Annotated in this window: 1 protein-coding gene; it reads right to left on the bottom strand. The window is 60.0% G+C overall.

What is annotated here, in order from left to right; genetic code table 11:
• The coding region (locus IEX32_RS20230) for an arylsulfatase (RefSeq protein ID WP_188773335.1) at positions 1-2,212 on the bottom strand (2,212 nt) is incomplete at its 3' end.
• Positions 2,213-2,272: the final 60 nt, after the last annotated feature.

The following is a 2,272-nucleotide window of genomic DNA, read 5'->3' as shown; positions in this document are numbered from 1 at the left end:
TCAGGCTGATGGTGACTTTCTTGATCTCCCCGCCTGAAAAGTTATCCGGCACTTCGGCATCCTCGATCAGCGGCGCATCAGGCGCCCGGCCGATGTAGCTGGACGTCTGCGGATGGGCGAGCCGGTTCAACTGTTCCTTGGCGACAACCTGCCCGTCGACTTCCAACGACAGAATGCTTGCCCCGCCGCTGGCAGCGGTCGAGACTGCCACCGCCAGGACATGGTCCCCGGGCGAAAGCTTCTCATCCCCGCCAAGCACGACCCAGTCCATGGCCTGATCGGTTGCCCGATACGTCACCATCGGCTTGCCGTGGCGGATGTAAAGACTCCAGCCGGTAAACTGGTCGCCCTTGGCGATGATTGGCCCGCCAGGCTCTGTCCCGTTGGTCTCGATCTCGGCCACCGCGCGCCAGTTGCCGGTGAGCGAAGGAAGAGACGACGGGGTGATCCGCTGATCGCTCGGATAATAGGTGAACGAAGTGCGCCCCGCCATCAGGCTCGGTCGCAGGGCAGCGTTGAAACGTGGCAGGAAGCTGTCGTCCAACGGCAGCACCTGATATTGACGCGCCGCCTTCATGAAGCCTTCTTGAAGCGCCTTGAGTTTTGCCGGGTTGGAACTGGCGAGATCATGCGCCTGGGAAAAATCCGCGTCCAAATGATAGAGCTCCCACTTATAGGGCGCATCTTTCTCGGCCGCCGGCGCGCCGGCCTTCCAGGGCATGCGCTTGGGCGTGGTTGCTGCCAACCAGCCGTCCTCGTAAAAGGCGCGATTGCCGAGCATCTCAAAATATTGGCTACGACGCTTCGATGGCGCCGTCGGCTGGCTGAAGCTATAGACCATGCTGACGCCATCGATCGGCTGCTGTTGGACCCCGTCCACGCTCTGCGGCGGCTTCACGCCGGTTGCCTCGTAAATTGTCGGCGCAATATCGATGACATGGTGAAACTGGCTGCGCAGCCCGTGCTCGCGAATGGCTTTCGGCCAATACACGACCAACGGATTGCGGGTGCCGCCGAGATGCGAGGCCACCTGTTTTGCCCATTGGAACGGCGTGTCCATCGCCCAGGCCCAGCCGACAGGATAGGCGGGCAGGGAGTTGGGGCCGCCAATCTCGTTTATATGATCAGTTGGGTGCGAGCCCTCATCGAAATGGCCGAAGCTGGCATATTGGTTGAACGCGCTCGCCATGTTTTCCGCAGCGCTGCCATTGTCGCCCTGCACGAACAGAACAAGGGTGTTGTCGAGCTGTCCGGTTTGGCGCAGTTCCTCGATTACCCGACCGATCTGGTGGTCAGAAAAAGCGAGCGCCGCCGCATAGGCTTCCATCGTCCGCGAAGCGACCTTCTTCTCATCGGATGTGAGGCTGTCCCATGCGGGAATTTGCGACGGGCGCGGCGTGAGTTCCGCATCAGGCGGAATCACCCCCATCGCCTTCTGCCGCGCAAAGATCTGTTCACGCTGGATGTCCCAACCCTGATCGAATTGCCCCTTGAAGCGGGCAATCCAGTCGGCTGGCGCATGAAGAGGGAAATGCGCCGTCCCGGGTGCATAATAAAGCATAAACGGCTTGGAAGGCGTGTCATTACGCTGCCGCCGAAGCCAGGCAATCGCGTGATCTGTCATATCCCGATCGAATATATAGTCTTTCTGCCGGGGCGGATGGATCAGATTACGGTTCTCTACCAGTTCCGGGAAAAACTGGTGCGCGTAGCCTCCGATAAATCCGTAAAAATAGTCAAAACCAATTCCGTTTGGCCAGCGATCAAACGGGCCGTTTGCCGTATACTCCCATTTCGGTGTGTTGTGGTCCTTACCCACAAAGGCGGTGCTGTAGCCGTTGTTGCCGAGAACTTTCGCGACAGTGGCGGCGCTGTCTGGAATAACCGAAGTGTAACCCGGCTCGTCGGCGGACAAGTCGGCGATGGCCCCCGATCCGACCGCATGGTGGTTTCGTCCGGTCAGCAAAGCGGCCCGCGTGGGTGAACACATCGCGGTGGTATGGAAGCGATTGTAGAGCAGCCCGTCCTGCGCAAGCTTGTCGAACGTCGGTGTGGGGACAGCTCCGCCGAGCGCGCTGGCCGAACCAAAGCCAACATCATCCGTCAAGATGAGAAGAATGTTGGGAGCGCCCTTCGGCGCTTCAGGCGGAGCGGGGTAGTGACGCCAGCCTGCGCTTTGCGTGGGTTCCGCAGCGGCGTGACTGGCCAACATTATCGCCGCCAATGCCGCAGATGAAAGGATGAAGCTCCGCGCAATTCGTCTGGTCATTGA

The sequence above is a fragment of the Novosphingobium endophyticum genome, assembly GCF_014640675.1.
Lineage (GTDB): Bacteria > Pseudomonadota > Alphaproteobacteria > Sphingomonadales > Sphingomonadaceae > Novosphingobium > Novosphingobium endophyticum.
This window is presented reverse-complemented; position numbering and strand designations above follow the sequence as displayed.